The sequence below is a fragment of the Agrobacterium sp. GW821-FHT14E08 genome (genome assembly GCF_058803865.1).
In genome coordinates this window covers 372,531-395,287 of the sequence record NZ_JBXAPJ010000004.1, presented here as the reverse complement: position 1 = coordinate 395,287, position 22,757 = coordinate 372,531, and the positions used below count along the sequence as shown (strand labels likewise).

Here is a 22,757-nt window from a genome sequence, read left to right as displayed (position 1 = left end):
TTTCTTTTGCAGCCGTCTTGTTTGAAGGAGGAGGAGGAAGGCAAATGCGAAACTTCATGCGGGCGGTTCGCCCATTTCTCGGCGCACTCAGCCATGCGTCGCTCTATATTGCCGGTATCGGCATGGTCGCCATGACGCTTATCGTCGGCTGGCAGGTCTTTGCCCGTTATATCCTGAATGATTCACCCAGCTGGTCGGAACCGCTGTCGCTTCACCTCATGTCATGGTTCATCATGCTGGGGGCTGCGGTCGGTGTGCGGGAGAGCGTGCATCTGGGGCTGGATATTCTGCGTTACATGATGCCGCCGCGCATACAGAAGGGAATGGACCTGACCAGCCTTGCCCTGATCTTTTTCTTCGGTGTCGGCATGGCCTGGTATGGCACCGCGCTTTCCATCGGGACATGGACGGCGACGGTTCCGGTTCTCGGCTGGCCGGGCGGCACGGATTTCTTCCCGCTCGTGGGCGGCGGTTTTCTCATTGCGCTGTTTGCGGCCGAACGTTTCATCGATCTCGCCATCGGCGAGGAGATCGCGGCGGATATTCTCGTGCAGGAGGCCGCGTAAATGGCTTACACCATCCTCTTCGGTGTCTTCACCCTTCTGATGCTGATCGGCACGCCCATCGCGTTTTGCCTCGGCATCGCCTCCTTCGCGACCGTGCTTTATCTCGGCCTGCCGCCCATCGTGGTGTTCCAGCAGATGAATTCCGGCATGAACGTGTTTGCGATGATGGCGATTCCGTTTTTCATCTTCGCCGGCGACCTGATGGTGCGCGGCGGTATCGCCCATCGCCTCATCCGTTTTGCGGCAGGGCTGGTCGGCCATCTGCGCGGCGGTCTGGGGCAGGTCAATATCGTCGCCTCGACGCTGTTTGGCGGTATTTCCGGCTCGGCTGTGGCGGATGCATCGGCCGTGGGCGGCCTGATGATCCCGCAAATGGCCAAGCGCGGTTATGACAGGGACTATGCCGTCAATGTCACCGTCAATGCCGCCATCATCGCGCTGATGATCCCGCCATCGCATAACATGATCCTTTATTCGATCGCGGCGGGCGGCAATGTCTCGGTGGCCGATCTCTTCACCGCCGGCATCATTCCGGGCCTCCTGCTTGCCGCGGCCCTGATGGTCACCGCCTACATCGTTGCGCGGCGCAAGGGTTATCCCTCCGAGCCATTCCCCGGCTTTTCCAAGCTGATGTATTATCTTCTGGCGTCGTTCCCCGGCATCCTGCTGATCGGCATCATCTTCGGCGGCGTGCGTTCGGGCATCTTCACCGCAACGGAAAGCTCCTGCATCGCCGTTCTCTATGCCTTCCTCGTCGCCATGCTGGTCTATCGCGAGCTTGACTGGAGCGGTTTCGTGGAAGCGGTGATGGGCGCGGTTCGGACGACGGCCATGGTTCTCCTGGTCATCGGCACGGCGGCGTCCTTCGGCTGGCTGATGGCTTTCCTGCAGGTGCAGACCCTGATGATTGCGGCCATCAGCGCGATTTCGGACAATCCGATCATCGTGCTGCTGGTCATCAACGTCATTCTGCTGCTGCTCGGCACCTTCATGGACATGGCGCCCATGGTCATCATTTCCACGCCGGTGCTGCTGCCTGTGGTGAAGGCCTTTGGTATCGACCCGGTGCATTTCGGCGTGGTGATGATCCTCAATGCCGGTATCGGCCTCAATACGCCACCCGTCGGAACGGTGCTTTTCGTCGGCTGCGCGGTCGGCGGCATATCGATCAGGGAGGCGATGCGGACGATCTGGCCGTTCTTTGGAGCAAGCATCGCGGTGCTGCTCGCCGTGACCTATATCCCGTCACTTTCGCTTTGGTTGCCGTCGCTCTTCCGGTGAGTGCAACGGGATATTCAAAAACGGGCCTCGCCATTCCGGCGGGGCCATGATGCATGGGCCCCGGCGCAGGCAGACCCATTTCATCTGTCAGAAATTTATTGAGAAAATCCATGAAAGCCACTGATTATTTTGAACAATTCTCCATTCGATACAGGCATTACAAGGGCGGTAGCTGGTGTTATGAGGATGGATGTGTCTATCGGGGGCTACAGCTCTTATTCGAGGCCAGTGGCGATGAGCGCTGGCGTCGCCACCTCCATCGGTTGGCCGATGCCCAGATATCGGCGGATGGAACGCTCGCCGGCTACAAACCGGCAGAATATAATATCGATCATATTCTGGCCGGCCGCATTCTCTTTCCCCTTGCCGTGGAAACGGGTGAGGCGCGTTACCTTGCCGCGGCGGACCATCTGGCCGGCCAGCTCCGCACCCATCCGCGCATTGCTGCCGGCAATTATTGGCACAAACAGCGTTATCCGCATCAGGTCTGGCTGGACGGGCTTTATATGGGGCTGCCCTTCCAGATCGAATATGCGCAGGCGACGGGTCGCACCGAGCTGATCAACGATGCCCTGCGGCAGTTTTCGTCCGCACTTTCGCTCACCGCAGATGCCGGCGGGCTTTACGTCCATGGTTATGACGAGAGCCGCAGCCAGCGCTGGGCCGACCCCTCGACCGGCCAGTCGCCCGCCATCTGGGCGCGTGCCGTCGGCTGGCTTGCCATGGCACTGGTCGATACCTTGGTGATTTTGCCGGATGACGGCGTGACAGCACCGCTTCGCGAGCGTGCACGTCTGCTTCTGGCCGGCATTGTTGCGCGGCAGACGGAAGCCGGTCTCTGGATGCAGGTGCTCGACAATTCAACCCTTGCCGGAAATTACGAGGAAACCTCCGCGTCGGCCATGTTCGCCTACGCTCTGCTGCGTGCTGCCCGGCTGGGACTTTTGCAGGGCGAGGAGGCAGACGCTGCCGTTTCGGCGGGCCGCCGCGCGCTTAAGGCGCTGCTGGAGACGCGGCTCAAGGTGGACGAAGAGGGCATCACCCGCCTTACCGGCATCGTCCACGTCGCGGGGCTCGGCGGCTTCGAGGGCAATTATCGCGACGGCTCGCCGGGATATTATCTCACCGAGCCGGTCGTATCAGATGATGCCAAGGGGGTGGGGCCGCTGATGATGGCCTATGCCGAGGGGCTTCTTCTGAGATGACAGTGGGGTGAGCGGCCTAAGCGGTCTCCACTGACGGGAGTAGTGCAGGCCGCCGTCACTCTCGACGTTATCCTCGGGCTTGACCCGAGGATCTACTGTCGCCGGATCAATGGGTCCTCGGGTCAAGCCCGAGGATGAGGGCAGGTTTGGATGCCCTTTATCGATGTTCGGGGCAGAAAGCTCCGCCCCGCTGGCTCAGTCATCTTCCGCTCAGAACTTGCGGCTGATCGACAGCTTGAAATTGCGCCCCGGCATGGCGGCAATGCGGTCGCTGAGATAGGGGAAGTAATATTTGTCGAACAGGTTGTCGACCGAGGCGTGCACTTCCAGCCCGGCCATCAAGCCTTCCTTCGGCGTCCAGTCGACGGCAATGCCGTGGACGGCGTAGCCGGGGCTTTCGGGTCGGGCATAGGTGGCGCCGCCCTGGTTGGCGGGCGTATTTTCCTGCGCGGCGACAAATTGTCCGTTCCAGCTCAACGCCAGATCCCAGTCAGGCAGCTTGTAACCCAGCTGGAGATTGGCGGTGAACGGGGAAAGATCGTTCGCATAAGTATCTGGACCATACACATTGTTGATGGCGCCGTTACGCGAGCCGTTCATCCAGGAAAGGCCGAGATTTCCGAAGATGTGGTCGGAATCGTAGCTTGCCGAAACGTCGAGGCCGTAAATCTTGTAGGAAGGGGTATTCCAGTAAAACGGCACGTTCTTGACACCGGCAAGGTTGGCGGTGCCGAAGCGGCGCGTGATGGGATTGGTAACATTGTTATAAAAGCCGCCGATCGAGGCCGTCAGGCTGTCGCCTTTCAGGAACACCTCGTCGAATTGCTGCGAGACGCCGATGTTGAAATTGTTGTTGCGCTCCACTTTCAGGTTGCGCGACGTTCCCGATGCCGTGGTTGCCAGGCTTTGGCTTGAATAAAGCTCGTCAATGACGGGCGCGCGCATGGCATAAGCCCAATCGGCGAAAAAGGTGGTGCCCGGAACCGCTTCCCAGCGCATGCTGAGCGCCGGCGTCGCGCCGCTATGGGAGACGGCGGAATAATCGTGCCCGGCCGCCGGAGTGTTAAAGCGCGGCGCCGCATTCGGAACGCCCTCGGAGCGGACATGGTCGAACCTGATGCCGGGTGTCACCTTGAAGGTGTCCGTCAGGCTGATTTCGTCCCGGAAAAAGGCGGATATGGTTTCCTGCGTGCCTTCCGGTTTGATCCACGATGCATAGTAGCCATAATTATATTGCGCACTGGTGCGGTTGGCGATGTCGTACATCCACGAGTCCCGGTCGTGGCGCATATATTGCACGCCATAATTGGCGACGTGGGACAATCCGCCCAGTTCGAAATTGGAGGTGTTCTCCGCTTCCAGCTTGAAGTCGGTATATTTCGTATCGTCCTGCATGCCGCCCAGCGATCCGCTGGGCACGAAACCCGGAATGGTCGGGCGTGTCATGTCGAGGCTGGTGGCGGAGAAGCTCGCCATCGCCTTGAAATTCACGAGATCGCTGTCGCCATCATAGGAATATTTCAGCGTCGAGGAGAAGTCCTCCATGTCACGCCAGGCAAGCGCCCTGAGCCGCGCCAGATCGTAACCATAGGTCTTGATGGTGTAGGCGGTGAGACCCAGATCGCCGCGATTGGCGGCAAGCGGGCCGTAATCGGCCGATTTGCCGTAGATGACCGAGGCGCGCAGCTCGTGGCCGTCATAGGCAGCGCCGGCATTGGCGGAAAAGGAGGTGATCTTGTCGTTGGAGGCGTCATAGACCTGCCCGCCGCCGACGCGCACATTGTCGCTCTTGCGCCAGATCACCGAGGCAAGCCCGTCATAGGTCACGGGGCCGCCGAAATCCGATTTGCCGTAAATGGCCGCTGATCCGAGCTGCTGCCTGTTGGCCGACTGATAGCTCGTCTTGCCCCAGGCGCCGAAGGTCTGTCCCGGTTTCAGCATGTCGGTTGCTGTCTTGCTTTCCATGATGACGGTGCCGCCGAAACCACCATTGCCATAACGAACGGACGTCGCGCCTTTCTGGATTTCCACGCGTTTGAGCAGTTCCGGATCGATGAAGACCGTGCCCTGATCGTAGCGCTCGAAGTTCTTCGGGGCGCCGTCGAGCAGAAGCCGCACGTCGGATTGGCGGGCGAAGCCGCGAATGGCGGTGGATTGGCCCTGTAATCGCACGCCGCCGCTGGAACTGACGCCGGGTGTCTTCTGGAGAAGTTGCGGCAGGGAGGTGGCTTGCGCCGCCTCGATGGTAGCCTGATCGATCTCGACAACGCTAGGCGCATCGCCGTTGAACACACGTCCACCCTTGAGCGTGATCGGCTCGAGAAGTGTCCCGTCGCCGTTTCCGGCCGTTGTGGCCGCCCGGCTCGCCATTTCCATCCGGACAGTTTTTTCACCGATGAACTGATAACGGATGCCGGTTCCGGAAAGCAGACGCTCCAGCGCCTCAGCCGGGGTCATGGTGCCCGAAACAGAGGCGCTTTTGAGGCCCCTTGCAACGGAAGCGTCATAGACCATCTGCAGGCCGGACTGGCTGGCGAGACGATTGAGCGCGGTCGCCATATTGCCGGCGGGCAGATTGATCGCGATCCTCTGCGTTTGCTGTGCCAGAGCCGATGCGGGAATGGTTGCCACCGCAGCACTCGCAAGCAAAACGGACAATAGCGAAATGCGGGTCATGTGGCGGAAAGTCGGTTCTGGTCTTGTCATGGCGGGCACCTCTCCGGGGCAGCAAATAGTGTTCTGCTCCACGAACGAACGGCCCTTCGTTTCAGGGACACCCTCACCAAAAAAATTTCATTCAATAAAGAACCGTCAGATAGGGACCGGCCCTGACGGCGCCGATTTCAAGGGCGGCAGCCAGATCGGCGAGAGCGGCGCTCGGATTGGAAAGATCGAAATTGCCCGACAGCCGTTTTTTCCGAAGGCTCTCCCGGGTCACGACAATGCGGCCGGGGAGGTAACGCTCAAAGGTTTCCACCACCTCGGCAAGCGGCTTGTCCTCGAAGATGAAGCGGCCGTTGCGCCAGGCGGCGATGGAGGCGGGATCGACGGTCTCGATGCTGCCCATCTTGCCATCGGAGGCATAATCCACACGCTGGTTTTCATTCAGCCGGCCGCTCTGGCCTCGCTTGCCCATCTCCACGGAGACGCTGTGTTCCAGCACCGTCACGCTCGTTGCCTCGCTGCGCATATCCACGTCGAAGGCGGTGCCGAGCGCAGTGGTCGTGCCGCCCGCCGCCTCGACCGAAAACGGCCTCGCCGCATCGGGCGCGACTTCAACGAAAATTTCCCCGCGCAGCAGCAAGACGCGCCGCTCCTCTGCGGAGAAACGCAGCGCGATGGCGGAATGTGCGTTCAGGGTAATGGTCGAACCGTCCGGCGTGGTGACGATTTGCCGTTCCGCCGTGCCGGACATATGGTCGGCACGCAGACGCATGGGCATATCGGCCAGATAAAAGCCGGCAAGCAGCGAGACGCCGGCAATCGCCGCCGCTGCCGCCTTGCCTTTGCCGCCGCCGCGCTTGCGTGTCGCCTTCATCAGAAACGCCCGGTCGCCCGCGAGGAGAGCACCGGCGTCGCCCATGAGACATCGGACACGCTCATAGGCCTTTGCATGCTTCTCATCCGCAGCCAGCCAGGCGTCGAAATCCGCCGCAAGTGCCGCGTCGTCCGGTCTTTCGCGCTTGTGCAGAAACCAGTCGACAGCTTCCTCGCGCAGCATGGAGGCGTTTTTTGCAAGCCCGGTCACAGCGTTTCCTCCAGGCATTCCAGGCAATGGAGATAGGCTTTGCGAAGATGGCGGTCGACCATGTTCTTGCTGATGCCGCTTCTCTCGGCGATCTCAAGCGAATTCAGATTTCCGATGCTGCTGGCAAGAAAGACCTGCCGGCGCTGCAACGACATGCCCATCACGGCGCGTCGCAATACCTTCAGCCGATGCTCCCTGTCGGCGAGGCTGTCCGCATCGCTGACGGGTTGCGGAGCGGCAAGCGCTTCCTCCATGCTTCCGGAAAACAGCCTGCGCTCGAATTGTTCGCGACGAAGGCGATCAATGCCGAGATTGGCGCAGGCGCGGATCAGGAAGGCACGGATGAGCGAGGTATTTTCGGGAAGCCGGGGTTTACCGGTCAAGCGCAGGTAAAGATCGTGGACGATCTCCTGCGAGATGGCGGTGGTGTGCCCACGCCGGTTCATGGCCTTGCACAGTTCCTCATAATAGAGCTGTACGGCATCATCGATGAGTGCGCGTGACGTGGGCTTGCTCCACATGCGGCGGGTTCCCGGTCGGAAGGATTGAGCGATCCCGGGCTCAATAGGTGAAAAATCACCCGAAGGCAAGAAACATGACTAATTTTATCATGTATTTTTCCGTCGATAAAAGCGCTATGGCCGGCGCATAGTGCCGGCCTTTGTCAGGTGGCCGCTCTGGCGAAGATCACCGTCTGGATCAGGCCCTGTTTTTTGTGGTTTGCGATGGTGATCGTGCCGCCGAAACGCTCTATGATTTCCTTGGCAATGGCCAGGCCAAGCCCGACGCCGGGGATCGATTTGCGCCGCGCGAGGTCCACCCGGAAGAAGGGTTCGAAAACCCGGCCAATCAGCTCCTGCGGAATGCCGGGGCCTTCATCACGGATCGTCACGACGATCTCGTTTTCATCTTCGGTCAGGTCGATATGCGCCTTTTTTCCATGGGTGACGGCGTTGAGCACAAGGTTGCGCAAGGCCCTTTTGAGCGCGAGCGGCGCAGCCTTGATCGTCATGGCCGTCTCCGGCGCCGTAAAGTCAAGCGCACCGTCATGGCCGAGATCGGAAAGGTCCCTGACGATTTCGCCAAGCAGCGTGCCGATATCGATTGTCTGGACGGTATCCTGGTTCACCTCTTCGCGCACCAGCATGATGGCGCTGTCGGCGATAGCGTCCAGTTCTTCCAGGTCCGCCAGCCATTTGGCTCGCTCCTCGTCGCTTTCGATGAATTCTGCCCTCAGCCGCATGCGGGTCATCGGCGTTCTGAGATCATGGCCGGCGGCGGCGACAAGGCGCATCCGGCTTTCCATCGCCGCCTTCAGGCGCGTGGCGAGTTCGTTCAGCGCCCGTGCCGTGGCGCGGATTTCGCCCGGGCCTGTTTCCGGCAGGCGTGGCAACGAACCATCCGGCCCGATGCTGGCCGCCGCATTTTCCAGCATGTCGAGCGGGCGGGTAATCTTGCTGGCGGCAAAGATCGAAACCGCAGCACTGCCGAGAATGATGAGGCCAATCCACATACCGAAGACCTTCCAGCCGCCGGGTGGCGGACCAATATGTGGAATTTCCGCGACCAGCCATCCGCCCTTTTCAAGCGCGATGACAGCCAAGGGGGCGGGATTGCCGGGCGTGCGGATAACCATCAGGGTGCGCGGCTCTCCAATCCGGGCCATCGCCTTCTCCAGGAATTCCGAAAGCCTGCCATCGGGATCGCCTTCAGGCGGTTTCTGTTCGATGCGAAAATAGCCCGGCTGCTGCAGGGAGGAATCCCGCTCGGCCATGGTCACGGCAAAGGCGAGGCTGCGCGCCAGGGGTTCGATGGTGGTGTCGGGCGGCGGCGGTTGCAATGTCCGGTCGGCCACCACGGTCGCAAGTGCGATGACCGCGATGATTGAGGCAATCAAGAGGGCCGCGATGCGGTTGCGGAGCGAGTTCATCGCTGCACCGGCAGGGTTTTGACCTGCACCGTCATCTGGTAACCGCCATTGCGCACCGTCTTGAAGATCGGGGTGTCAGTGTCGGCGTCCAGCTTTTTGCGCAACCGGCTCATCAGCACGTCGATGGAGCGGTCGAAAGGTCCCCGGTCCTTGCCCTGCGTCAGGTCCAGAAGCTGGTCGCGGGAGAGAAGCCGGCCGGGCCTGTCCAGAAAGACTTTCAGCAGATCGAATTCCGCCCCGGTCAGCTCGATCTTCCCGCCGCCGGCACGGATGACGGAGCGCTGCTCCGGATCTGCTGTAAACTGCGCAAAACCATAGGCGGGAGATGCGGTGCGTGGAGCCTCCTGCGGTGTCGCACGGCGCAGCACGGCCTTGATGCGCGCTGTCAGTTCGCGTGGGTTGAAGGGTTTGCCGAGATAGTCGTCGGCGCCGATTTCCAGCCCGACGATCCGGTCCACATCTTCCTTGAGCGCGGTCAAAAGAATGACCGGCGTGCGCGGTCGGCGTCCCTGCAGGTCGCGGCAGATATCGAGGCCCGAGCCATCCGGCAACATCACGTCGAGCACGATGAGATCGGGATCGGAGCTTGCGATCTTTTCCTCGAATTCGCGCCTGTCGGCGGCCATAGAAACGCGAAATCCCTGCGAGCCGAGATATTTCGCCAGCAATGTGCGTATTTCCGGATCGTCATCAACGATCAATACATGTGTAACCGAAACCGTCGTCATATCGTCCAACCTTTTGATGCCACTATACATAAGCGGCGCAGGGACGCGGCGGATTTTTGCAACGAAAGCTTTCTGGGGCCGGTCTGGCAACATTCGGTTACAAATAGGCCCGCTGCGGAAGACGATCAGAAACATTCGGACCAAAGCCGGAAACCCGGCGCTCCTATCGTCCTTTCATGTTGGAAAACGGAAGGAAGGTAAGATGAGAAACTCGCTACTGGCCACCGCCGTCATCGCGACAGCAATTCTGGGTGGTTCCGCTGCCTCGCAGGCCGAGGAGCAGAATGCGCCGGCACCACAGGCAGCCGGGCAGGCCACGCCGCCCGCCGGTGCTGATCTCGGCCCCGATCGCGCGCCGCCGCCCCATATCGGCAGAATGCCGCGCCCTGATGTTCTGGGGCTGGCAACGAAACTCTCGGCAGCCGAAATCTATCTCGGGGTCACGCCGGAACAGCTCGGCCCGTGGCGGGCCTATGCCACGGCGCTGATCGATCTCGTTTCGCCCGGTGCGGATCGCAATCCGCCACCGCCGCAGGGTGCGGAACCGCGTCTTGCCGGCGAGGAACTGGCCGGCATCATGGTGAAGAAGGCCGAGCAGGCGAAGGTATTGCAGGATGCGGTGGCTGCGCTGAAGCCGAAACTTTCACCGCAGCAGGTGCTGAAGCTGGCCGAACTCGAGCGCGCCTTGATGCCACCATCTCCGCCTCCGCACCATGGGCCCGGGCAGGACGGTCGTTTCGGACCGCCGCAAGGCGGCAGAATGCCGCCGGTCCCGCAGGCAGAGCGGGGCTGACGCCACCATTCGTAGTTTCCTCCTTTAATCTGCCCCCCAGTAGAGGAGGAAATCAGCCGGCAACGGCTGTAGCCGGGGGATCGCACGCCTGCGATCCCCCGCGTGATTTTCAAGCGGGAAGACGATGATGAGATATTTCTATGTGGTGCTGGCAACGGTCTTCGGCCTGAGCTTCGTCTGGTCGGTCGCTCTGGCCAAAGACCGGGCGGTGGAAACGCCGACAGTGAAATCGCGGCAGGAGGAAAAGCGGCAGCATTCCGTCTGCAGGATGGAACAGCGCGAGAAGGCGGGCTCCAGGCGTCTTCGTAACACCTGCCGCAAGGACGCCGCGGAAAAACCGCTGGCGCCCATAACCGGACGGACAGGACGTTAAAATGAAAACGGCACGGAAGGCAGGCGTTTTGCTGGCGATTACGGCCCTGGCTGCAGGCGGGTTCTGGCTGTCCTCGCAATATACGCGTGCGGCCACGCCCGGCTATATCACCGCTCCGGTGACACGCGGGGATATAGAGCAGACGGTTCTGGCCACCGGAACGCTGAAACCCGTTCGGCTCGTCGCCGTCGGCGCGCAGGCTTCCGGCCGCATCACCGCGGTCAGGGTTGCGCTGGGAGACACGGTCAAGGCGGGCGATCTCGTCGCCGAGATCGATTCCGTCACCCAGACGAACAGCCTGCGGACCGCGCAGGCGGCGCTTGCCAATGTGAAGGCGCAGCGGGTGGAGAAACAGGCAACCCTTGTTCTCAACCGCCAGAGCCTTGCCCGCCAGCAGGAAATGGTTTCCAAGAATGCCGCCTCCCGCGCCGATTTCGAAAGCGCCACCGCAGCGCTCGCCGTCACCGAGGCGCAGATACAATCCATCGACGCCCAGATCGAGGAGGCGCAGGTCGCGGTTGAAACCGCAGAGGCCAATCTTGGCTATACAAGGATCACCGCGCCCATCGAAGGCACGGTTCTGTCGATCGTCAGCCAGGAGGGGCAGACCGTCAACGCCACCCAATCCGCACCGACCATCGTGATCCTTGGCCAGCTGGACCGGATGACGGTGCGCACGGAGATTTCCGAAGCGGATGTGACGCGGGTGAAGCCGGATCTTCCGGTCTATTTCACGGTGCTCGGCGAGCCGCAGCAGCGTTACGATGCGACGCTTTCCTCGATAGAGCCGGCGCCTGAATCGGTGCGCAGCGATTCCAGCTTCAGTTCCTCAACCTCGTCCACATCGACCACATCGTCTTCCAGCACCTCATCGTCGGAGGCGATCTATTATAATGGCGTGTTCGAGGTGCCCAATCCGGAAGGCAAGCTGCGCACCTACATGACGGCGGAGGTTCATATCCTTCTCGGTGAAGCGAAGGACGTTCTGACGGTTCCCGCCGCAGCCCTCGGTAACGTGGACGCAAACGGCGATTATTCGGTGCGCGTGGTGGCTGCGGACAGCAGGATTTCCGAGCGCAAGGTCAAGGTCGGACTGAACAACAAGGTTACGGCGGAAATTCGCTCCGGTCTTGCCGAGAACGAGCGCGTTGTGACCGGCGAGCTTTCCGCCGACATCGCCACGAACGCCATGCCGGGGCCCGGCGGGCCACCGATGGGGCTTTGAACCATGGCTGATCCCTTGATCACTCTCAAATCCGTGCGGCGGGACTATCCCTCCGGCGAAGGCACGATCAGCGTTCTGAAGAACATCGACCTCACCATCGAGGCCGGCGAGATGGTGGCGATCGTCGGCGCGTCCGGTTCCGGCAAGTCGACACTGATGAATATTCTCGGCTGCCTCGACCGGCCGACCTCGGGAAGTTACAGCATCAGGGGCCGGGAAACGGCGCATCTCGATGCCGATGAATTGTCGGCGCTCCGACGCGAAAATCTCGGCTTCATCTTCCAGCGTTACCATCTGCTTGCGGAGCTGACGGCGCTCGGCAATGTCGAAATACCGGCGATCTATGCCGGCAAGTCACAGGGTGAGCGCAGGAGCAATGCCGCAAGGCTGCTCGGCCGCCTTGGCATGGCAGAGCGCCTCGATCACCGTCCCGGCCAGCTTTCCGGTGGGCAGCAGCAGCGTGTCTCCATCGCCCGCGCCCTCATGAACGATGCCGAGGTCATCCTTGCCGATGAGCCGACCGGCGCGCTCGACAGTGCGAGCGGCGACGAGGTGCTGCGCATTCTCGACGAGCTGCATGCCGAGGGCCGCACCGTCATCATCGTCACCCATGACATGTCGATTGCCAGACGCGCGGGGCGGATCATCGAAATAAGCGACGGCGCCATCGTCTCGGACCGGAAGGCGGATGCATTGGCGATATTGCCGGAGGAGACCCGACCCGCCGCGGTTTCCGGCCGGGCTTCAACTCTCTCTGGCGTCGCTTCCTCGCTGCGGGAAGCCTTGCTCATGGCGCTTCTGTCGATGCGGGCGCACAAGCTGCGCACTTTCCTGACCATGCTCGGCATCATCATCGGCATCGCCTCGGTCATCAGCGTCGTGGCGCTGGGGCAGGGGTCGCAGCAGCGCGTGCTGCAGAATATTTCAAGCCTCGGCACCAACACGCTCGAAATCTTCGCGGGCAAGGATTTCGGCGACATCAGGTCGGGCAAGATCACCACGCTGGTCGTCTCCGATGCCGATGCGCTCGCCAAGCAATCCTATGTCGCGGCGGTTACGCCGACGGTGTCGACCTCCAGCACGGTGCGTTTCGGTGCGAAGGAAGCGAATGCGCTCGTCAACGGCGTCAGCGAGCGTTATTTCGTCGCCAAGGGCACCAAGCTGTCGCAGGGCCGCTTCTTCGACGCGGCAAGCGTCGCGCAGAAGGCGCAGGAGGTGGTGATCGACGAAAATACCCGCAAATCGCTGTTTGCGGATTTCAGCGGCAGTCCCGTTGGCCAGGTCATCCTCATCGGCAAGGTGCCGGCCCGCATCGTGGGCGTTACACAGGCGCAGCAGGGCGGTTTCGGTTCAAGCCAGAACCTGTCGCTCTATCTGCCCTATACCGCCGTCCAGTCGCGTTTCCTCGGCAGCCTGTCGCTGCGCAGCATCACCGTGCAGGTAAGCGACGATACCGACGCCGCCATTGCCGAACAGGCGGTGACCGCGCTCCTGACCCAGCGGCACGGCACGCGGGATTTCTACATTCTTAATACCGATGATATTCGCCAGACAATTACCAGCACCACGCAGACCCTGACACTCCTGATCGCGGCGATTGCGGTGATTTCGCTTCTGGTGGGCGGCATCGGGGTGATGAACATCATGCTCGTTTCCGTCTCCGAGCGCGTGTCGGAAATCGGCGTGCGCATGGCGGTGGGCGCGCGCCGCGCCGATATTCTGCGGCAGTTCCTGATCGAGGCGGTGCTGGTCTGCATCATCGGCGGCACTCTCGGAGTGCTGAGCAGTCTCGGTTTCGGCCTGCTCTTTTCCGCCTTCAGCGGCAATTTCGCAATGGTCTATTCCACGACGCCCATTGTTGCCGCCTTCGTCTGTTCGACGTTGATCGGCGTTGTTTTCGGCTACCTGCCGGCGCGCAACGCCTCTAAACTCGATCCCGTTGCGGCATTGTCGGCGGGGTAATGCCCGCCGCTTTCCTTCACGCCTTGTTTTTTTCGATGAAGCGGATGGCGTCGCCGACCGTCAGGATCGTATTGGCGGCGGAATCGGGAATTTCCACGCCGAATTCTTCCTCAATTTCCATCACGACCTGAACGACTTCGAGGGAATCGGCACCGAGATCGTCAGCAAAATTGGCCTCTTCGACAACCGTGGCGGGATCTGCACCCAGCTGGTCGACGATGATTTTTTTGATACGGTCTGCGATGGTGGACATGGTGGGACTCCGCGAAAGTTGCTTGCCGCCGAACTACCCGATTCCTATTTGCGCCGAAGTTTCCCGCAAAAACCGAAGCCGGTTTTCCAATGGGCGTGGTGCATAGAGTCATAAGGTCAAAACATCGATGACATCCGGACGTAGCACGCCTTTGGCAGCGGCGAAAGAGCGTCGGATATCGGTAAATGCCCTGTCTAAATATGGGGCGTTTGGCGCGTTGACCAGTTTGTGACTGGAAGCGATCAACCGCTGCGGGTTAAAGCTCGTTTTCGTGGAAGAATATTGTTCAGTCCCGTCGAGCATCAACGCCAATGGCCCACTCATCCCCGGAACGCTTCATATTGCTGGATGGCATCAGGGGTGTGGCTGCACTTTTCATCGTGCATCGCCATGCCGAGGCATTGTTCGGAAAAAGCACGGCGTCGAGCTATCTTGCGGTGGACCTGTTCTTCGCACTCAGCGGTTTCGTGCTGGCGCATGCCTATAGCATGAAACTGCGCGAGGGGACGATAACGCCCGGCTTTTTTATGAAGGCGCGCCTTGCCCGGCTCTACCCGCTCTATGGGCTGGCCCTGGCCCTGATGGCGGCCTATTTCATCTGTCTTTATGTTCTGGGCCTGCCGACGCCGATCGACGATCTTCATCGCCTTATCGATCCCGGCGAATTAGCCTTCGCTCTGGTGACGGGGCTGCTGTTTCTTCCCGCACCCTTCACGCTGACACTGAACGGGGCATTGTTTCTCGTCAGCCCGGCATGGTCGCTATTCAACGAGCTCGTGGTGAATGCGGTTTATGCCCGCTGGGGTATCAGGGCGACGACAAGACAGACGATCATGATACTGGGCTTGAGCGCCATTGTGCTTATGGTCGCGGCGGCCGAATTCGGCCGGCTGCATGCGGGTTTTCGCTGGAACGAAATGTATGCCGGCATGGGACGGGTGTTCTTTTCTTTTTTTGCAGGTGTATTGATTTACCGGTTCCGCAATCGTTTGCCGGAATTGAAACCCATCCGGGCCGTGCTTTGCCTCCTGCTGGTCTGCGTCGTCCTCGCCGTCCCGGTCTCGCGTGAGCTGCGGCCGTTTTTCGATCTCACGATCGTTCTGTTCGTCTGGCCGCTACTGTTGTTCGTGGCCAGCAAGACGGTTCCGGGCCGTTGGACCGGCGTGCTGTCAGGATTTCTCGGAACGGCGTCCTATGCGGTCTATGTGCTGCATATTCCGCTGCTGGCCTGGACGGAATTTCTGGTCCCGGGGGTCCACGGCGACAATATCGCCTTGCCAGCCGGTATCATTTTCCTGATCGCAACCACATTTCTCTCATGGTCCCTGACGGTCCACTACGATCAGCCGCTCCAGAAATGGTTGAAGACACGCCTGAAAAAGCGCGCCAAGATCAGGCAGCCGGTGTAGCGGTAAGTGGCGAACCTCAATAATGGGCGAAGATCGGAGCCGTCAGGACAAAGGCCGCGACGAGGCTGATGATCGTCAGTTTTGCGGCGCGCATGCGGCGCATTCTGCGGCCGCTCCAGTCATACGTCATACTCACCCTCCACGCAGACGCAAACCCCCGGACATGATGTCCTGTCGATTTAGTGTCTCCTGATATATCCAATTTGCCAAGCCGTTATTTTCATCGGTGATTTTGATGGTTATTAAATCTGGTGGACTGGGCTAATTGTCGGCGGAGCCTCAGGGGAAAAGCCGAATGAGTTGATTATCTTTCAGTTTCAGTCGGCTGCCCTCGTCAGAGGAGATGCAGCTTTCAATGTTTCGGCGCAAATCTTCGGGAACAACAGGGCCTCCGGCCTTCAACAGCTTATCGCCCATCGAAAAGAGAATGCCGAACTGGGCTTCGCATTCTGATGACGTCATCAGCTGCGGCAGCGCCGAAACAACGTTCGGCGCAACAATTTTATCGGTATCGTACAGGGTGACTAGATACCATGTCAGGAACAGCCCAAGCCAAAGGCCGGTGCTGACCATGATGTATTCACGCATCTGTGGTCTCCCTTAATGCCGGTAAAGCAGTGGGAGGCCCTGGATTGCATAACGGGGGAGCGGTTTCCATGGTTTGATCCGGTCGTGCTTCTGGACGCCGAACAGGAAACGCATTTCTTTCGTCAGTTCCACAGGATCGGTCAGGCCGTCCTGATACAATTCGATTATCTTGCGGGCTGCCCTGTTGTGAAGTTTCTCGTCATTATCCTCGTCACGGCAATTAAAGCCGACATTTTCAAGGACCGATTGAAGCATTTTGAGATCCTGAGAAGAGATCAGGCAGCTATGGGATGCGGAAGACATTGAATCCTCCTTTCTTGTGAGATCAGAAAAGCCGGAGCGTCGCGCGTTCCTTTAAAAGGCTGCACGGGGACGCTCCAACATTTTGAAACGATGCCGGCACGGTTCGTGACCGAAGCCGGTTTTCGGGCCGATGCCTTCGGCATGCCCTGATAAATTGCAAGGGCGGTCGGTCCATCGAAAGCATGTGTAAAACGGGCCTGGAAGCGGCAATCAGCCTCAAGACGGCAACGCCCTTTAAAATTGCCGCCAATAAAAGGTGCGCTCTTTGCACGGAATACGCAAGTTAATTCCGTCGCCAGCGGCTGTATTGAGCAGTTTTCGGTACGGCCTTTAAAGACAACAAAAAAGGCCGGGGCAATATTGCACCGACCTTCCTCATATCGCTCTTAACACCAGTGCCAGTACATCCGTGGTCAAAAGTCCAGAGCGACTAAAACAGCTGCGAACGACAATTTCATTTGCGCTCACCAGCAGCTGCTACATTCTTTATATAGAAGGGCAATGTGGCCAAAACAAGTCCGTATACCAGGAGATGTTTCGTCGCCGGCACCTGTCAGCGACCGGCTTCGACCTTGCCCTATTTCTTTTTGCCATCCGCTGTCGTGGCGTTTGCGAACTTGACCTGCGAGCCGGCTGGCGCTGCTGCTGCGGCCTTGGTCTTGTCCTTCTTCGGCTTGCGGATTTCCTTGTTGCTGCGTACTTGACCCTTGGCCATGGTGTCCTCCTCATATTGAACTGTTATTGGATGCGGTCCGTGCATTGATCGCTCGCCGCAGACCGATTGCGGCAAGCGGCTTTATCGTCACGGGGAAGGTGGTCCAGACAGTGGATTCTTCTCCACGGCCGGGTTGGTCAGGCGGATACGCCCTGCAGAGAGGAGGCTTCGCGCCATGCGGGTCTGACGGCTGAAATCTGGAAAGGCCGAAAAGCCTGTAGATTCTCCGTGATAGTAGTCCACGCGCTCAGCTGTTTCTTCGGCCTTGCCCAGGACAAGAGGCAACGAGGCGTTTTCCCGGTAGCCCGCGCCACCGGTGCGGACGAGGTTGCGTGAGAGGCTTGATGAATAAAACTCGGAAGACATCTCATCCTTCTCTCGTTCGGGGCGAGGACACTCAGCCCTCAATCATCAGCGTCGTTCAGCGGATTGCTGACCACGCGAAGCCTGCGCCTGTTATGTATCAGGTTCAAGAAGTTTCTGCGGTCGGCCACGTCAAAAAACGCAGCCGGATCATTTTTTCGCGGAGGGCTTTTTCGGGCGTGCGGGCACAGGGGCGACGATGGTCGCTTCCTGTGCTTCGCGAAGCTGGCGAAGGCGTTCCGTCTTGCGGGCGCGCTGGGCGGACTCAGCATTGATAATCTGCTTTGCCGCGCTGTCCGTCAGCGATGCCTTGTCCTGCGCGGATAATTTGCCGGGTTTGAAAAAGGCTTCTTTTGTCGCAGCCATTGGCATTCTCCTTTGCGCAAGCGCTGTTTTGACGGTTAGCGGGCGCGGGCAACCTTCTTGGGGGAGGGAAGCAGTCCCTCGCGCTGCAATTTCTTCTTCGCCATCTTGCGGTGGCGGCGCACGGCTTCAGCTTCCTCACGGATGCGCTTTTCCGAAGGCTTTTCGTAGGATTCACGCGCGCGCATTTCGCGGAAGATACCTTCGCGCTGCATTCTCTTCTTCAGGACGCGAAGGGCCTGTTCAACATTGTTATCTCGGACGAGTACCTGCAAAATATCTCCTTAACGCAGCCACCGCTGCTATTTTCTGATCTTGATCGTATTGGTGTTGATCCAGCTCGATCCCGGCGCACGGGGTGCTGAATTCTCCACATCTCGGGCCCGCGATGACGAGGAAGCCGCATCAATTTCGTCGAGCGCTATATTCCGTTCGAAATTCTCGTGCTGGAAACGCACCCTGAACCGAACCAGGCCCTGTGTTTCCGGCAGAACCGCTATGATCCGGCCGGTGCCGCTTGGCTGGCTGGCGCCAAGGACGCCTGCCTTCAAAACGATCGCATCGCCAGAGCGGTATAGATTTTTGCGCATGAGGGCCTCCCATGGCCAAAAAACAAAAGGCCGGGCTTAACCCGACCTCTCACAATCACTCGAACCTGCAGCCAGTACATCCGTGGTCTGCGGGGTCAAATGACAAATATCAAGCTGCCTGAAGGTTATCGGCGGAGCTCTTGCCGGACTTGCGGTCCTGGACGATATCGTAGGTGATCTTCTGGCCGTCGTTCAGCGAACGCATGCCTGCGCGCTCAACAGCAGAGATGTGAACGAAAACGTCCGTGCCGCCGTTGTCAGGCTGAATGAAGCCGAAGCCCTTGGTGGCGTTGAACCACTTTACAGTACCAGTGTTCATAACGATTTCCTTTCGTAGCAATCGTTGTGGTTCCCGCGATACCTTGCGGGATTAGATCGATTATTTGAGAGGAAATCCGACGGGAACATAAGTGTCCCAGGAGCGACGTCACAAGCAATGGTCGATCTGGTGAATATAGGCTCAATTTTTGATTTTGCAATGGGCCCGGTGCAGGAAATGCCCCAGCCCACGACGATCCTCCACATAAACCATTGTTCCAGCGGTATTTTTCACGGTTCTCCGCGTTCTCGCCGTCTCTGCCTTCCGTCAGCCTGCGCCGGGAGAAATGTCCTTGGCGTTGTCCTCCGGCAGGCTGCCCGCTCCCGGCGTTTTGTCATAATCAGTCAGGGACGGGTTGGCATGCGGGCCGGCTGGCGGAATATCGCTTGCTTTCGACGGTCCCTTGTCCTTGGTTGTCAGCTTTTTCTGCTTCGTCATGGAGCGTTCTCCTTCAGCCGAGAAAACGCGCGAAAAGAGGACGAGGTTCCATGGTCGCGCCGGGTGCGGCCCGGTTCTCGCCGTCAGCGGCGGGAACGCGGTTTTTTCTCCTGCCTGTTCATGTCGCGGCCTACCCATTTGAAGAAAAGGATAAGGCTGGCGCCGATGATGATGAGCGGAACGAGTGATTGAAGACTGGACATGGTTAACTCTTTCTTCCCCCGGCCGTCACCTTAGCGGGAGGGAAGAAGCGCGTAATCTGTGGAATGTCGTCCGTTCTTTTTGGCAGTTGCGGCGCGCGGGCCAGAATCGGATGGGCCGCACGCCGCAAATCTCTAGAGGGGCAGGGATTTCACCGCCGCCGCGCCGCCTTCGCGGGCGCTTTTCAGCGCGGCGACACCCGTCAGGACCGACATGGCGCCGGCGCGTGAACCGGCCCTCTGCCGCAGGCGGTCATTTGAGCCGGGTTTGAAGATCATGTCGCGCATGCGGTTATCGCCGCCATAATGGCCGCCCGGCTCATGCGGCACCCAGATATGCTCGACGCCGCCGCCGAAGCTTTTGACCAGCAGGATTTCGTCTGCCGGCGGTTCCGTCCATGGTTGCTTTTCATATTGGCGCATCTCGATGCGGCCCTTGTGGCCGTTAAAGGCGATGTGGTGCCCCTCTATCGGCATATAGGTGTTGAGAGAATAGGAAACCTGCACGCCGCTCGCATAACGGATCGAGGCGCTCATCGTGTCGGGGATGTCGATCTCCTCGCGGAAGACGCAGGCATCGCGCATATACCCGTCAATGCTCGAAGGATCCTCGTAAAGCGCATCGAGGAAAGGATCTGCGCCGAGATCCATGAAATAATCGCACTCATCCTTGTGCGGACAGGTGCGACAGCGCGTTCCACGGAACGGACCGTTCTTGCCATAATGCAGCAATTGTCCGAACCCTTTGACCTCGACGGGGTCGGAATCCAGATACCAGTTCAGAAGGTCGAAATGGTGGGTGGCCTTGTGCACGAAGAGGCTGCCGGAATGTTCGGTGAAGGCGTGCCAGCGGCGGAAATAATCTGCGCCGTGGTGATTATCCAGATACCAGTGGAAGTCGACGGAGGTAACGGTGCCGATCGCGCCGTCGTCGATCAGCTCCTTGATGCGTGCCGCCGTCGGCGAAAAACGGTAGTTGAAGGAAACATCGACGCGGCGGCCGCTTTTGGCTTCCGCCGCGCGGATGCGGTCGATCTTTTCCGGGGTGGTGGTCATTGGCTTTTCGCTGATGACATCGGCGCCGCCTTCGAGCGCCCGGATGATGATGTCGTCATGGGTGTCATCAGGTGTGCAGACGATTACCAGTTCCGGGCGTTGCTCCACCATCATCCGGTCGAAATCATCGTAAAGCGGTGCGCTCGATCCCATCATGGCGCGGGCGCGTTCGGCGCGCATCAGGTTCAGGTCGCAAATGCCGACCAGCTCGACATAATCGCTCCAGCCGGCCAGCAGTTCGCGGCCCCACATGGTGGTGCCGCGATTGCCGGTGCCGACCAGCGCATAGCGTTTGCGTTTCACCCTTTCAGGCATTGTCTCTCTCCCGGATAGCTCAACAAACAGTCTTGAAACGTTCGACCACGGTGGCGAGAACCTCATCCATTGGCCGCGCCTGCCAGCGATGCGAAAAGATTTCCACTTCCTGCGGACCGTGGAAGCCGGCGGCTTCGATCATGGCGCGAAATGCCTTCAGGTCAATCACGCCGTCGCCCATCATGCCGCGATCATTGAGCGGATCGGTGGTCGGCACCAGCCAGTCGCAGATGTGGTGGGCGAGAATCTGCCCGTTCCTGCCGGCGCGCCCCACCTGTTCCTCCAGCTCCGGATCCCACCAGACGTGGTAGACATCGATGGCGACGCCGGTGCCAGACCCCAGCCTGTCGCAGAGATCGAGCGACTGTTTCAGCGTGTTGAAGCAGGCGCGGTCGGCGGCGTAAAAGGGGTGAAGCGGTTCGATGGCCAGCGGCACGCCAGCGTTGCGCGCATAGGGCAGAAGTTCGGCCATGCCGTCTTCCACCATCTGCCGCGCGCCTTTCAGATCGCGGGAACCGGCGGGCAGGCCACCGACAACAAGCACAAGGCAATCGGCCTTCATGGCGGCGGCTTCATCGACGGCACGTTTATTATCCTCGATGGCGCGGCGACGGCCCTCCGCATCGGGTGCGGGGAAAAAGCCGCCACGGCAATGGCCGCTGAGGCGCAGGCCGTTCTGCTCGACGATGCGGGCGGCTTCCGTAAGACCAACGCCATGCACCTGCTCGCGCCAGGGCGAGATGGCGGTGATGCCGTGGGCAAGGCAGGCATCGACGATGGCGCCGAAATCGCCGCCCTGCCGCACGGTGGCGAAATTGATGGAAAGGCCTTCAAGGCTCATCTCGGTATCTCCCCTTGTTTTACTTCACCCGATGCCACGGACGGCCAGAAACGCCTTCATGCGATGCGTTGCGAGATCCGGTTCGGCGAGCACATTGGCCTTGTCCGCCAGCCGGAAAAGCTCGGCGAAATGCTGTGTGGAGCGGGTACTTTCCTGCCCGCCGACCATGGTGAAATGGTCCTGCAACCCGTTGAGATAGGCGAGGAACACCACGCCGGTCTTGTAGAAGCGGGTCGGCGCCTTGAAGATATGGCGCGAGAGCGCGACCGTCGGCTCGAGAATGTCGAAAAACTCATTGTCCGCACCGCGCTTCAGGCTGGCGAGCGCCTTGGATGCCGCCGGTGCGATGGCGTCGAAAATGCCGAGCAGCGCGTCCGAATGGCCCTTTTCGTCACCGGCGATCAATTCGGCATAGTTGAAATCGTCGCCGGTATACATGCGCACGCCAGCGGGAAGGCGACGGCGCATGACGATTTCCTTTTCCTTGGAGAGAAGCGAAATCTTGATGCCGTCGATCTTGTCTGCATTCTCCTCGATCATGGCAAGGCAGGTTTCCATGGCCTGCATGTGGTCACCGGAACCCCAGTAGCCCTCAAGCGCGGGATCGAACATCTCACCCAGCCAGTGGATCACCACTTTCTGGTCGGCATGGGAGAGAACCCGCGCATAGGCCTTGAGATAATCATCCGGGGAACGCGCCGCCGCAGCCAGTGCACGGCTCGCCATCAGGATCACGCGTCCGCCTTCTCCCTGAACAAAATCAAGCTGTTCGAGATAGGAGTCGACAATCTGGTTCAGGTCGTAACCGCCGCCATTCAGATGGTCGGTGCCGACGCCGCAGGCGATCAGCGCATCCTTGCGGCTGGCCGCTTCCTTCAGCGAGCGGGAAATGAGTTCCTGCGCCTGCGGCCATGCCAGCCCCATGCCGCGCTGGGCCGTATCCATGGCCTCGGCGACACCGAGGCCGAGATCCCACAGGCGGTGACGGAAACGCAGGGTGGCGTCCCAGTCGATGGCGGGCGTCAGCCAGGGGTCGTTATCGGCAAGGGGATCGGCCACCACATGGGCGGCGGCGAAGGCAACGCGGTTGAAATCCGCCGCACTGCGTTTTTCAACCGCGACCGGCGTGCCTGATAGTCTGTAGACTTCAATGCTGCGGTCGTCCTTCGGAAGCTTGAGTTCGCTCACGTCAG

Annotated in this window: 26 protein-coding genes; 8 read left to right on the top strand and 18 right to left on the bottom strand. The window is 59.9% G+C overall.

Going from position 1 to position 22,757, the window contains the following annotated elements:
- Positions 1-44 precede the first annotated feature (44 nt).
- The 3 genes from AC1ROR_RS18005 (at position 45) to AC1ROR_RS17995 (ending at position 3,052) form a co-directional block, all read left to right on the top strand.
- Positions 45-566, top strand: coding sequence for a TRAP transporter small permease (locus tag AC1ROR_RS18005; RefSeq protein ID WP_498590248.1), 522 nt, complete (start codon positions 45-47; stop codon positions 564-566).
- Positions 567-1,847, top strand: coding sequence for a TRAP transporter large permease (locus tag AC1ROR_RS18000; RefSeq protein ID WP_498590247.1), 1,281 nt, complete (start codon positions 567-569; stop codon positions 1,845-1,847).
- 110 nt (positions 1,848-1,957) lie between these two features.
- The gene (locus AC1ROR_RS17995; protein ID WP_498590246.1) at positions 1,958-3,052 is read left to right on the top strand and encodes a glycoside hydrolase family 88/105 protein; all 1,095 of its coding nucleotides are present in this window, start codon (positions 1,958-1,960) and stop codon (positions 3,050-3,052) included.
- 210 nt (positions 3,053-3,262) lie between these two features.
- On the opposite strand, the gene AC1ROR_RS17990 is transcribed toward AC1ROR_RS17995, so the two are convergent.
- The 5 genes from AC1ROR_RS17990 to AC1ROR_RS17970 all read right to left on the bottom strand — a co-directional run bounded on the left by AC1ROR_RS17990 (position 3,263) and on the right by AC1ROR_RS17970 (position 9,458).
- Complete coding sequence (locus AC1ROR_RS17990; protein WP_498590245.1) at positions 3,263-5,758, bottom strand: TonB-dependent receptor; 2,496 nt, start codon at positions 5,756-5,758, stop codon at positions 3,263-3,265.
- A gap of 91 nt (positions 5,759-5,849) precedes the next feature.
- The gene (locus AC1ROR_RS17985; protein WP_498590244.1) at positions 5,850-6,800 is read right to left on the bottom strand and encodes a FecR family protein; all 951 of its coding nucleotides are present in this window, start codon (positions 6,798-6,800) and stop codon (positions 5,850-5,852) included.
- Positions 6,797-7,321 carry an RNA polymerase sigma factor gene (locus AC1ROR_RS17980; protein ID WP_498590243.1) on the bottom strand — a complete coding sequence of 175 codons (525 nt, stop codon included), beginning with the start codon at positions 7,319-7,321 and terminating at the stop codon, positions 6,797-6,799. Before AC1ROR_RS17980 ends, AC1ROR_RS17985 begins: the two co-directional genes overlap by 4 nt.
- A gap of 143 nt (positions 7,322-7,464) precedes the next feature.
- Positions 7,465-8,730 carry an ATP-binding protein gene (locus AC1ROR_RS17975; protein WP_498590242.1) on the bottom strand — a complete coding sequence of 422 codons (1,266 nt, stop codon included), beginning with the start codon at positions 8,728-8,730 and terminating at the stop codon, positions 7,465-7,467.
- The gene (locus AC1ROR_RS17970) at positions 8,727-9,458 is read right to left on the bottom strand and encodes a response regulator (RefSeq protein WP_498590241.1); all 732 of its coding nucleotides are present in this window, start codon (positions 9,456-9,458) and stop codon (positions 8,727-8,729) included. Before AC1ROR_RS17970 ends, AC1ROR_RS17975 begins: the two co-directional genes overlap by 4 nt.
- A gap of 202 nt (positions 9,459-9,660) precedes the next feature.
- Between AC1ROR_RS17970 and AC1ROR_RS17965 the strand changes: the two genes are divergently transcribed.
- The 4 genes from AC1ROR_RS17965 (at position 9,661) to AC1ROR_RS17950 (ending at position 13,811) form a co-directional block, all read left to right on the top strand.
- Positions 9,661-10,251: a hypothetical protein gene (locus tag AC1ROR_RS17965; RefSeq protein WP_498590240.1), complete on the top strand. Its 591-nt coding sequence runs from the start codon at positions 9,661-9,663 to the stop codon at positions 10,249-10,251.
- A gap of 127 nt (positions 10,252-10,378) precedes the next feature.
- Positions 10,379-10,624 carry a hypothetical protein gene (locus AC1ROR_RS17960; RefSeq protein ID WP_498590239.1) on the top strand — a complete coding sequence of 82 codons (246 nt, stop codon included), beginning with the start codon at positions 10,379-10,381 and terminating at the stop codon, positions 10,622-10,624.
- A gap of 1 nt (position 10,625) precedes the next feature.
- Positions 10,626-11,849 (top strand): efflux RND transporter periplasmic adaptor subunit, encoded by a 1,224-nt coding sequence (locus AC1ROR_RS17955; RefSeq protein WP_498590238.1) that lies wholly within the window; start codon positions 10,626-10,628, stop codon positions 11,847-11,849.
- Between the two features lie 3 nt (positions 11,850-11,852).
- Complete coding sequence (locus AC1ROR_RS17950; protein WP_035225623.1) at positions 11,853-13,811, top strand: MacB family efflux pump subunit; 1,959 nt, start codon at positions 11,853-11,855, stop codon at positions 13,809-13,811.
- Positions 13,812-13,827: 16 nt separating this feature from the next.
- Here the strand turns inward: AC1ROR_RS17950 and AC1ROR_RS17945 are convergent, their stop codons facing one another.
- Positions 13,828-14,064 (bottom strand): acyl carrier protein, encoded by a 237-nt coding sequence (locus AC1ROR_RS17945; protein ID WP_035225621.1) that lies wholly within the window; start codon positions 14,062-14,064, stop codon positions 13,828-13,830.
- A 311-nt stretch (positions 14,065-14,375) separates the two neighbouring features.
- On the opposite strand from AC1ROR_RS17945, the gene AC1ROR_RS17940 reads away from it, so the two are divergent.
- Entirely contained in the window at positions 14,376-15,473 is a 1,098-nt protein-coding gene (locus tag AC1ROR_RS17940; RefSeq protein WP_498590237.1) for an acyltransferase family protein, read from the top strand.
- A 279-nt stretch (positions 15,474-15,752) separates the two neighbouring features.
- Here AC1ROR_RS17940 and AC1ROR_RS17935 read toward each other — a convergent pair whose 3' ends face one another.
- The 12 genes from AC1ROR_RS17935 to AC1ROR_RS17880 form a co-directional block, all read right to left on the bottom strand.
- Positions 15,753-16,061 (bottom strand): hypothetical protein, encoded by a 309-nt coding sequence (locus AC1ROR_RS17935; protein WP_003499825.1) that lies wholly within the window; start codon positions 16,059-16,061, stop codon positions 15,753-15,755.
- 12 nt (positions 16,062-16,073) lie between these two features.
- Complete coding sequence (locus AC1ROR_RS17930) at positions 16,074-16,316, bottom strand: hypothetical protein (protein WP_080723249.1); 243 nt, start codon at positions 16,314-16,316, stop codon at positions 16,074-16,076.
- A 625-nt stretch (positions 16,317-16,941) separates the two neighbouring features.
- A complete protein-coding gene (locus AC1ROR_RS17925; protein WP_003499822.1) occupies positions 16,942-17,079 on the bottom strand; it encodes a hypothetical protein in 138 nt (45 codons plus the stop codon).
- Between the two features lie 87 nt (positions 17,080-17,166).
- Entirely contained in the window at positions 17,167-17,445 is a 279-nt protein-coding gene (locus AC1ROR_RS17920) for a hypothetical protein (RefSeq protein ID WP_498590236.1), read from the bottom strand.
- Between the two features lie 147 nt (positions 17,446-17,592).
- Entirely contained in the window at positions 17,593-17,808 is a 216-nt protein-coding gene (locus AC1ROR_RS17915; protein WP_003499818.1) for a hypothetical protein, read from the bottom strand.
- A gap of 35 nt (positions 17,809-17,843) precedes the next feature.
- Positions 17,844-18,080: a 30S ribosomal protein S21 gene (gene rpsU, locus AC1ROR_RS17910; RefSeq protein WP_035225615.1), complete on the bottom strand. Its 237-nt coding sequence runs from the start codon at positions 18,078-18,080 to the stop codon at positions 17,844-17,846.
- 27 nt (positions 18,081-18,107) lie between these two features.
- Positions 18,108-18,395, bottom strand: coding sequence for a hypothetical protein (locus AC1ROR_RS17905; protein WP_035225613.1), 288 nt, complete (start codon positions 18,393-18,395; stop codon positions 18,108-18,110).
- Between the two features lie 109 nt (positions 18,396-18,504).
- Positions 18,505-18,714, bottom strand: coding sequence for a cold-shock protein (locus tag AC1ROR_RS17900; protein WP_003499811.1), 210 nt, complete (start codon positions 18,712-18,714; stop codon positions 18,505-18,507).
- Positions 18,715-18,981: 267 nt separating this feature from the next.
- On the bottom strand, positions 18,982-19,152 hold the full coding sequence (locus AC1ROR_RS17895; protein WP_498590235.1) for a hypothetical protein: 171 nt from the start codon (positions 19,150-19,152) through the stop codon (positions 18,982-18,984).
- 335 nt (positions 19,153-19,487) lie between these two features.
- The gene (locus AC1ROR_RS17890) at positions 19,488-20,723 is read right to left on the bottom strand and encodes a Gfo/Idh/MocA family protein (RefSeq protein WP_498590234.1); all 1,236 of its coding nucleotides are present in this window, start codon (positions 20,721-20,723) and stop codon (positions 19,488-19,490) included.
- A gap of 19 nt (positions 20,724-20,742) precedes the next feature.
- Complete coding sequence (locus tag AC1ROR_RS17885; protein WP_498590233.1) at positions 20,743-21,564, bottom strand: sugar phosphate isomerase/epimerase family protein; 822 nt, start codon at positions 21,562-21,564, stop codon at positions 20,743-20,745.
- A gap of 24 nt (positions 21,565-21,588) precedes the next feature.
- Positions 21,589-22,752 carry a dihydrodipicolinate synthase family protein gene (locus AC1ROR_RS17880; protein WP_498590232.1) on the bottom strand — a complete coding sequence of 388 codons (1,164 nt, stop codon included), beginning with the start codon at positions 22,750-22,752 and terminating at the stop codon, positions 21,589-21,591.
- Positions 22,753-22,757: the final 5 nt, after the last annotated feature.

What these genes read in the sequence shown, in the direction of transcription:
- AC1ROR_RS17980 (WP_498590243.1), bottom strand. Translation starts at nt 7,321, where the DNA reads ATGTGGAGCAAGCCCACGTCACGCGCACTCATCGATGATGCCGTACAG.
- AC1ROR_RS17885 (WP_498590233.1), bottom strand. Translation starts at nt 21,564, where the DNA reads ATGAGCCTTGAAGGCCTTTCCATCAATTTCGCCACCGTGCGGCAGGGC.
- AC1ROR_RS17890 (WP_498590234.1), bottom strand. Translation starts at nt 20,723, where the DNA reads ATGCCTGAAAGGGTGAAACGCAAACGCTATGCGCTGGTCGGCACCGGC.
- AC1ROR_RS17905 (WP_035225613.1), bottom strand. Translation starts at nt 18,395, where the DNA reads ATGCGCAAAAATCTATACCGCTCTGGCGATGCGATCGTTTTGAAGGCA.
- AC1ROR_RS17970 (WP_498590241.1), bottom strand. Translation starts at nt 9,458, where the DNA reads ATGACGACGGTTTCGGTTACACATGTATTGATCGTTGATGACGATCCG.
- AC1ROR_RS17920 (WP_498590236.1), bottom strand. Translation starts at nt 17,445, where the DNA reads ATGTCTTCCGAGTTTTATTCATCAAGCCTCTCACGCAACCTCGTCCGC.
- AC1ROR_RS18005 (WP_498590248.1), top strand. Translation starts at nt 45, where the DNA reads ATGCGAAACTTCATGCGGGCGGTTCGCCCATTTCTCGGCGCACTCAGC.
- AC1ROR_RS17900 (WP_003499811.1), bottom strand. Translation starts at nt 18,714, where the DNA reads ATGAACACTGGTACTGTAAAGTGGTTCAACGCCACCAAGGGCTTCGGC.
- AC1ROR_RS17925 (WP_003499822.1), bottom strand. Translation starts at nt 17,079, where the DNA reads ATGGCCAAGGGTCAAGTACGCAGCAACAAGGAAATCCGCAAGCCGAAG.
- AC1ROR_RS17945 (WP_035225621.1), bottom strand. Translation starts at nt 14,064, where the DNA reads ATGTCCACCATCGCAGACCGTATCAAAAAAATCATCGTCGACCAGCTG.
- AC1ROR_RS17955 (WP_498590238.1), top strand. Translation starts at nt 10,626, where the DNA reads ATGAAAACGGCACGGAAGGCAGGCGTTTTGCTGGCGATTACGGCCCTG.
- AC1ROR_RS17915 (WP_003499818.1), bottom strand. Translation starts at nt 17,808, where the DNA reads ATGGCTGCGACAAAAGAAGCCTTTTTCAAACCCGGCAAATTATCCGCG.
- AC1ROR_RS17995 (WP_498590246.1), top strand. Translation starts at nt 1,958, where the DNA reads ATGAAAGCCACTGATTATTTTGAACAATTCTCCATTCGATACAGGCAT.
- AC1ROR_RS17940 (WP_498590237.1), top strand. Translation starts at nt 14,376, where the DNA reads ATGGCCCACTCATCCCCGGAACGCTTCATATTGCTGGATGGCATCAGG.
- AC1ROR_RS17960 (WP_498590239.1), top strand. Translation starts at nt 10,379, where the DNA reads ATGAGATATTTCTATGTGGTGCTGGCAACGGTCTTCGGCCTGAGCTTC.
- AC1ROR_RS17975 (WP_498590242.1), bottom strand. Translation starts at nt 8,730, where the DNA reads ATGAACTCGCTCCGCAACCGCATCGCGGCCCTCTTGATTGCCTCAATC.
- AC1ROR_RS17950 (WP_035225623.1), top strand. Translation starts at nt 11,853, where the DNA reads ATGGCTGATCCCTTGATCACTCTCAAATCCGTGCGGCGGGACTATCCC.
- AC1ROR_RS18000 (WP_498590247.1), top strand. Translation starts at nt 567, where the DNA reads ATGGCTTACACCATCCTCTTCGGTGTCTTCACCCTTCTGATGCTGATC.
- AC1ROR_RS17965 (WP_498590240.1), top strand. Translation starts at nt 9,661, where the DNA reads ATGAGAAACTCGCTACTGGCCACCGCCGTCATCGCGACAGCAATTCTG.
- AC1ROR_RS17990 (WP_498590245.1), bottom strand. Translation starts at nt 5,758, where the DNA reads ATGACAAGACCAGAACCGACTTTCCGCCACATGACCCGCATTTCGCTA.
- AC1ROR_RS17935 (WP_003499825.1), bottom strand. Translation starts at nt 16,061, where the DNA reads ATGCGTGAATACATCATGGTCAGCACCGGCCTTTGGCTTGGGCTGTTC.
- AC1ROR_RS17895 (WP_498590235.1), bottom strand. Translation starts at nt 19,152, where the DNA reads ATGACGAAGCAGAAAAAGCTGACAACCAAGGACAAGGGACCGTCGAAA.
- AC1ROR_RS17930 (WP_080723249.1), bottom strand. Translation starts at nt 16,316, where the DNA reads ATGCTTCAATCGGTCCTTGAAAATGTCGGCTTTAATTGCCGTGACGAG.